Annotated in this window: 7 protein-coding genes; 3 read left to right on the top strand and 4 right to left on the bottom strand. The window is 65.1% G+C overall.

Annotated elements, in window-relative coordinates:
- Positions 1–242: BA14K family protein (locus tag FNJ47_RS24825; RefSeq protein ID WP_163157841.1), on the top strand; the 242-nt coding region annotated here is incomplete at its 5' end.
- 65 nt (positions 243–307) lie between these two features.
- Here FNJ47_RS24825 and FNJ47_RS24820 read toward each other — a convergent pair.
- Positions 308–1,147, bottom strand: a complete 840-nt coding sequence (locus FNJ47_RS24820) for a DMT family transporter (RefSeq protein WP_236000087.1) — start codon at positions 1,145–1,147, stop codon at positions 308–310.
- A 267-nt stretch (positions 1,148–1,414) separates the two neighbouring features.
- On the opposite strand from FNJ47_RS24820, the gene FNJ47_RS24815 reads away from it, so the two are divergent.
- A complete protein-coding gene (locus FNJ47_RS24815; RefSeq protein WP_163157838.1) occupies positions 1,415–1,825 on the top strand; it encodes an NADH:ubiquinone oxidoreductase subunit NDUFA12 in 411 nt (136 codons plus the stop codon).
- 390 nt (positions 1,826–2,215) lie between these two features.
- Here FNJ47_RS24815 and FNJ47_RS24810 read toward each other — a convergent pair whose 3' ends face one another.
- Positions 2,216–2,902, bottom strand: coding sequence for a DJ-1/PfpI family protein (locus tag FNJ47_RS24810; RefSeq protein WP_163157836.1), 687 nt, complete (start codon positions 2,900–2,902; stop codon positions 2,216–2,218).
- Positions 2,903–3,005: 103 nt separating this feature from the next.
- Here FNJ47_RS24810 and FNJ47_RS24805 point away from each other — a divergent pair, with 103 nt between their 5' ends.
- Positions 3,006–3,944: a GlxA family transcriptional regulator gene (locus tag FNJ47_RS24805; protein WP_163157834.1), complete on the top strand. Its 939-nt coding sequence runs from the start codon at positions 3,006–3,008 to the stop codon at positions 3,942–3,944.
- Between the two features lie 588 nt (positions 3,945–4,532).
- On the opposite strand, the gene FNJ47_RS24800 is transcribed toward FNJ47_RS24805, so the two are convergent.
- Complete coding sequence (locus tag FNJ47_RS24800) at positions 4,533–4,967, bottom strand: hypothetical protein (RefSeq protein WP_163157832.1); 435 nt, start codon at positions 4,965–4,967, stop codon at positions 4,533–4,535.
- Positions 4,968–5,169: 202 nt separating this feature from the next.
- Positions 5,170–6,600, bottom strand: a complete 1,431-nt coding sequence (nhaA, locus tag FNJ47_RS24795; RefSeq protein ID WP_163157830.1) for a Na+/H+ antiporter NhaA — start codon at positions 6,598–6,600, stop codon at positions 5,170–5,172.
- Positions 6,601–6,648 lie beyond the last annotated feature (48 nt).

Here is a 6,648-nt window from a genome sequence, read left to right as displayed (position 1 = left end):
GCTTCTGGCCCGGCGCTGTGGCCGGTGCAGTCGTCGGCGGCGCCCTCGCCTCGGGCGCGTATTACGGCTACGGCCCCGGCTATTATGACGACAGCTACGGCTATTACGACGACAGCGCGCCTGTCGCCGTGGAGGCCGCGCCGGGTGGCGACGCGAGCTACTGCGCGCAGCGCTACAGGTCCTACGATCCGGCCTCGGGCACCTATCTCGGCTTTGACGGCCTGCGGCATCCCTGCCCGTAATCAAGGCCTGAATTCCTGATAGCGAAGGGCGGCGGCGACGCCGCCCTTTTTCATGTCCGCAAATCTCAGGTGCGCAAGGCCACCGCGACGGCCGCGAAGGTCACCAGCAGCGCGACGATGTCGCTGGTGCTGAGCGGCTCGCGCAGCATGGCCGCCGCCGCAAGCACGCCGACCACGGGCACCAGCAGCGTGCCGATCGAGGCGGTCGCCGCCGGCAATCGCTCGAGCGCCGCAAACCAGCAGACATAGCAAAGGCAGAACTGGATCAGCGTCATGTAGACCATCGACGCCCAGCCGAGTTGCGACAACGCGGCAAGCTGCGGCTGCTCGATCAAGATGCCGGCAATTGCGATCGGCACGCAGCCGATTGCAAGTTGCCAGGCCGCCAGCGACAGCGGCGGCATTGCAAGCTTGAAGAACTTGGTCAGCACGGTTCCAAGTCCGACGCAGAGCGCGCCCGCGAGCGCGAACAGAATGCCTGGCAATTTGCCGAGGCTCGCGTCGAGACCGCCGCCGCCGATCAGTGCGGCGATCCCAACGAGCGCCACGCCGAGCGCGAGCGCGCGCGGCAGCGACACGCGCTCGCCGAGCACCGGCCACGCCACCAGCGCGACCCACACCGGGATCGATATTCCGAGCACCGCCGCCTCGCTGGCCCGAAGCCAGATCAGCGCCAGGCCCATGGACGCGACCCAGCCGCCGATCGACAGCATCGACACCAGGGCAAGCCGCAACCACATGCCGTCAGGGACACGCAGCGTCTGTCCGCGCGCGAGCGCCACCAGAGCGAGTGCCATCGCGCCCATCTGCGCGGCGGTCTGGGCGAACGAAACGGTCGGCGCCACGGCCAACGGCAGCGCAAGCGCCAATGCCGCGGCAGTGCTCAGAACCTTCAGATTGATCATTTTGGACTCCATCAAAACGGACAATGTCTAACCATTTGTGCGGTGGGACGTTCCAGCGCTAGACATTGATTGTCCGTCATCTCTGCGTAGCCAGCGGCGCATGTATGGCAGGTGAACAAAACTTCCCGTGACCGCGTCATTTGGTCGCCGAATCGTCGCTGGACGGGGGCAATTCGGGGAGCGCCGGGCACCCTTGGCGGTGGCTGGACATTTGGGGATTGAGGTGGCATCAGAGCCTCATAGCCTCGAACCGACGACCGGCCGCGCATGAAACAATTCCTGCTGAAATTCTTCACCTGGTGGAACGGCCAGACCTTTGGCACGCAATTTTGGACCTCGCGCTACGGCGAGCTGGTCGGCGAGGACGAGCAGGGCAATCGCTACTATCGCACCAAGGGCGGCGAGATCGACCCGACGCTGCATTTCGAGCGCCGCTGGGTGGTCTATAACGGCTATGCGGAAGCGTCCCGGATCCCGGCCGGTTGGCACGGCTGGCTGCATCACACGGTTGATGTGCCCCCGACCGATGAGAAGTACGTGGCCCGGGAATGGGAAAAGCCGCATCTGCCGAACATGACCGGCACCGCGCAGGCCTACCGCCCGTCCGGCTCGACGCTGGCGAGCGGCCGCCGCCCCAAGGCGACCGGCGACTATCACGCCTGGACCCCGGGAAGCTGACCTTCACGCATTGCTTTATCTGACGTGCACGTGCGTAACACCGCGCGTGCATCGCACGCGCGCCCGGCAGCGCAAGCGCGCGCCTGTGGACAACGGTAACAGCGGGGACAGGTAGGTTGCAGCCGGTGCTGCCCGCTTGCGCCGGACGCGGGTTCGCGGCTCAATGAAGCCATCTTACGGAGATGGGAAACCATCGCGTCGGATCGGGCTCCAGATCGCGACTGTCCCGATAAGCAGCGGCCTCCGAGTTGGATGCGGCCGGGAGATAGGCCCCCGGTACAGATGTCCTGAAATCGCCCGCAAATGTGAGGCTACCGTGAGACAGGAAGGGCCGCTCGGGAAACCGGGCGGCCTTTTTCTGTTGCAGCGATCTTCCGTGCGGCGGTCGCGTCAGGTGAGCCGCGCCGCCGCGCGGACCATCAGTTCGCCGCGGCGCGCGTGGGCCGGTCCCATCCGCTCCTTCATGAAGGCGAGGATCTCGGCCGGTGCGGTGTCCGGTGAGCCGGCATTGAACGGCGGAGCCGGGTTGTATTCGAGCCTGAGCTGGATCGCTTCCGCGGTCTTCCGATCGACGAGCTCCGACACCAGCGTCAGCGCGAAATCGATGCCGGCCGTGACGCCGCCGCCGGTGAAGCGATTGCGGTCGACGCAGACGCGGGTCCTGGTCGGGATCGCGCCGAAGCCGGCGAGGAAATCGATCGCGCTCCAATGCGTGGTGGCGCGGTAGCCCTTCAGGAGACCGGCGGCGCCGAGCACCAGCGATCCCGTGCAGACCGACGTGACGTATTTCGCTCCCGCTGCCTGCTTGCGCAGGAAGGCGAGCATCTCCTCGTCGCCGACCATGTCGTCGGTGCCGAACCCGCCGGGCACGCAGATCACGTCGAGCTGCGGGCAATCGGCGAAGGTTGTGGTCGGCGTCAGGACCATGACGGAATCGCTCGGAACGGGTTCGATCCGTTTCCAGATCAGGTGCACCTTCGCGCCGGGCACCGAGGAGAACACTTGCAGCGGACCGGTGAGGTCGAGCTGGGTCACCTTCGGGAAGACGAGCAATCCAATCTGCAGGGGTTCGGACATCGGAAGCCTCCAAATAGCGCTTGACGGAACCACGATGCCATGATGGCCTCCCGTCCAGAATGGCGTATTTCCCTCATTTTCGGACGTGGCGAGGATCTGGCAAATGATCGGCATCTTGATCTTTTCCGACTTCCAGTTGCTCGATGCAGCCGGTCCGATCGCGGCCTTCGAGATCGCGGCGCGTTTCGCCAACAGCGCGCCCGATATCAAGACGATTGCGGTGAAGGCGGGGCCGGTGCGCTCTTCGTCCGGCGTCGAGATGCTCGCACGCGGCTTCAAGCCGTCGGCCGCGTTCACGACGCTGATCATCGCCGGCGGCAACGGCGTGCGTACGCCGGCGAGCTGTCCGACCACGCTGTCATTCGTGCGACGGATGGCGGGCCGCGGCATTCGCGTCGCCAGCGTCTGCTCGGGCGCCTATGTGCTGGCCGAGGCGGGCCTGCTCGATGGCCGCCGCGCCACCACGCATTGGCAGCGCACGCCGCATTTCGTGAAGACCTATCCCAAGATCAAGCTCGAGCCGGACCAGATCTTCGTCCGCGACGGCAATATCTGGAGCTCGGCCGGGATCACCGCGGGCATCGATCTCGCGCTCGCCATGATCACCGAGGATTACGGCGACGAGGTCGCGCAGAACACCGCGCGGCAGCTCGTGCTGTATCACCGGCGCAGCGGCGGCCAGTCGCAGTTCTCCTCGCTGCTGGAATTGAAGACGCCGAACGGCCGGTTCGGGCCGCTGCTGGCCTGGGCGCGCGAGCATCTCGACGCGCCGCTGACGGTCGAGGACCTCGCCGACAAGGCCGGGATGAGTTCGCGGCATTTCACCCGCGCCTTCATTGCGGAGACCGGCACCACGCCGTCGAAAGCGGTCGAACGGTTGAGGATCGAAGTGGCGCGGCAGCGCGTGCAGTCGTCGGGCGAGGCGATCGAGCGCGTCGCCGAGATCACCGGCTTCCGCGATCCCGAGCGGATGCGCCGCGCCTTCATCCGCGCCTTCGGCCAGCCGCCGCAATCGCTGCGCCGGGCATCGCGCGCCGGGTAGGTCGTGAATTGCGGAACGCCTGCGAGTTCCTGGAGCAATATGAGTTTGGGACAAGCTCGTTGTCCGATCTCATCCGATCGATGCTGTCTTTGTAGTGAACCGGCGCGACGGTTCCCGTGACCCACGTCAAGTGGGCGTTGGGGACCAGAGGAGGTTCAAGTGACAAAGCATCGAACGATTACCGGGTTCGTGGCCGTCGCCCTGCTGGCTGTCACTGCAACCGCCGCGACGGTGAGGTCGCACTTGCCCCGGACCGCAGGCGCTGTCGTCTCCGACACGGACGCGCTCCCGGCCAGGGATTTTAGCGACCGGTGGTCCGCGATATCCGCCTTGCCGTCGGCGACCGACATGGCTGAGCGCGCACCTGACGCGCGCTGAATCGGTCAGGTCCGGCCCTTCGAGGCGCGCAGGGTTTGCTGCAGCACAAAACCCCCGCCGAAGCGGGGCAGGATGTTGAACGACCTGGTCGCGAACGAGGTCCCGAATAGAAACTAACGGTTCCGCCGCGCCGGATTGGCGCAGCCGTTCACCAATGCACGCTGAAAATCCACGAATGCGCTGAGCACGAAACGTGCCCGAGCCCAGAGATCACCGGGTCAAGGTGTCGGTCGCGATCTTCTTCTTGAGTGCTTCGCAGGTATCCCTGACCTCCGTGGTCATCAACGAGACGGCTTCGATCTGCAGGAAAAAGCGCTTGCCTTGATCGCGGTAACCCGCAGCGAACTCCTTGATTTCCGCGATCATGTCGTGGACGCCGGCCACCATGACTTCGCAGTTCTTGGCGGCCAGTTGCAGTTCCGTTCCAAGCGCCTCGATCTCTTTCACCGCCGCTTCATATTCGCGCACGACCGCCTCGGCGGACAGCATGCCCACCTCATTGACGCCGTTGCGGTGCTCGACGTAGTCCGGCATCGGTGAGAGAGGCCGAATATTGCCGCGTGGTCGATGCGAACTCACCGTTTCGATTTCGCCTTCCGTCTTTTCCAACGGGGCGCGGGCGAGGACTTCTGCACTAACACTCATGCGAACGCTCCATAAGTTGTTACGGCGAATGGAGTTTAGCAATGTCAACGGATTTGTCTCGCTTTTCCACAAGTTTGAAATAGCGCGATTGTGCACCGCAGCATGGCGAGATCAGCATTTCCGTCAATGCGGCGCGTCGGGATGCCAGCCGTTGCAGTCGCTGTGCCGATCCGCACGGTGGGAGCGGGCAGTCGGCCGCGAGTCAACCGGCGGCGGAGCGATCGCGCCGTTGCCTGAGCGATCCGCGGACATCCCGGTCTCGGCCAGGTGATCGATGAGCGCGCATCAAGCTGCGCCGATACCGAATATATACCGCACCCCCACCTAGTCCGAGCATGGCGGCGACAACTGAGCCCAGCAGCACGCCGAGTTTTGCAGCGTTCAACAGTGTCTCATCGGTGAAGGCCAGCATCGCGATGAAGATGGACATCGTGAAGCCGATTCCGGCCAGCAGGCCGACCACGCAGATGCCGCCCCACGAAACACTGGGGGCCAGCCGACACCAGCCCAGCTTGACCGCCAGCCAGGTCGCACCGATCACGCCCACAGGCTTTCCTGCGACGAGGGCAATACCGACGCCCAGCATGACGGATTGAGCGCCCGCCGAGAGATCAACGCCAGTCAGGCTGACCCCGGCGTTTGCCAAGGCGAATAACGGCATGATGGCATAGGAAACCCAGGGATGCAGCGCGGTCTGCACGCGCACGACCGGCGGCAGCATCTCGCGCTGTGCCAGGAGAAGCTGCCGCCGCGGTGACGCCAGGTGATGCGTATCCCGGTTTTGCAGCGCATCGCTGCCTTGCAGCTCCCTGGCGACCCGCGACAACATCTGCAACGGATGTTCCCGGAGCGGCATCGAGCGTACCGGCGTCATCAGGCCGAGCACGATGCCGGCGAGGGTCGGATGGGCCCCGCTCGTCAAGAGCCCGGCCCAGACGATCGCGCCGGGCACAATGTAGCCGAGCGCGGAGCCGATCCCGATCCGTTGCAACGCGAGGACCATCAGGATGCCGAGTGAGGCGACAAGCAGGCCGCCGACCTGAAGGCCGCCCGAATAGAAGAACGCGATGATCAGCACCGCGATGACGTCGTCGACAATTGCCAGCGCCAGCAGGAATACGCGCAGATTGACCGGGATCGATCGTCCGAGCAGTGCGAGCACGCCCACGGCAAATGCGATGTCGGTCGCCGTGGGCACGGCCCAGCCCTGGCCGCGTACCGCATCGATATTCAGGCTGAGATAGATCAGGCCAGGCGCGATGACGCCGCCGGCGGCGGCGATCACGGGCAGAAGCGCCTGATCGAACCTGCTGAGCGCGCCTTCGTGGGCTTCCCGCCGGATCTCCATGCCGACGACGAGGAAGAAGATCGTCATCAGCGCATCGTTGATCCAGAAGTGCAGCGGCTTCGCGAACACGAACGTGCCGAGCTGGATCGATAACGGCTGGTGCCAGAGGGCGTGGTAGCTGCCGGCGAAGGGAGAATTGGCCCAGATCAGGGCCGTCGCTGCCGCAACCAGCAGCACGCAGCCGCTGACGGCCTCGACGTGCAAAAAGCGCTGCAGCGTGGCGAGCGCTCGTTCGGCGAGCAGTTGTGCTGTGGGTAGTTCTTTGGCTGGCGGTCGAAGTTCCATCGGTCACACGCTTCCCGCGTGGTGGCCCGACCATCGCTCAACCTGTCA

Source organism: Bradyrhizobium uaiense, assembly GCF_010811875.1.
Classification (GTDB): Bacteria; Pseudomonadota; Alphaproteobacteria; order Rhizobiales; family Xanthobacteraceae; genus Bradyrhizobium; species Bradyrhizobium uaiense.
Note: the sequence above shows the minus strand (reverse complement) of the source record. Positions and strands in the feature narration are given on the sequence as shown.

Excerpts from the sequence above, each read along its gene's own strand:
- FNJ47_RS24820 (WP_236000087.1), bottom strand. The coding sequence starts at position 1,147 with ATGATCAATCTGAAGGTTCTGAGCACTGCCGCGGCATTGGCGCTTGCG.
- FNJ47_RS24815 (WP_163157838.1), top strand. The coding sequence starts at position 1,415 with ATGAAACAATTCCTGCTGAAATTCTTCACCTGGTGGAACGGCCAGACC.
- FNJ47_RS24810 (WP_163157836.1), bottom strand. The coding sequence starts at position 2,902 with ATGTCCGAACCCCTGCAGATTGGATTGCTCGTCTTCCCGAAGGTGACC.
- FNJ47_RS24805 (WP_163157834.1), top strand. The coding sequence starts at position 3,006 with ATGATCGGCATCTTGATCTTTTCCGACTTCCAGTTGCTCGATGCAGCC.
- FNJ47_RS24800 (WP_163157832.1), bottom strand. The coding sequence starts at position 4,967 with ATGAGTGTTAGTGCAGAAGTCCTCGCCCGCGCCCCGTTGGAAAAGACG.
- nhaA (WP_163157830.1), bottom strand. The coding sequence starts at position 6,600 with ATGGAACTTCGACCGCCAGCCAAAGAACTACCCACAGCACAACTGCTC.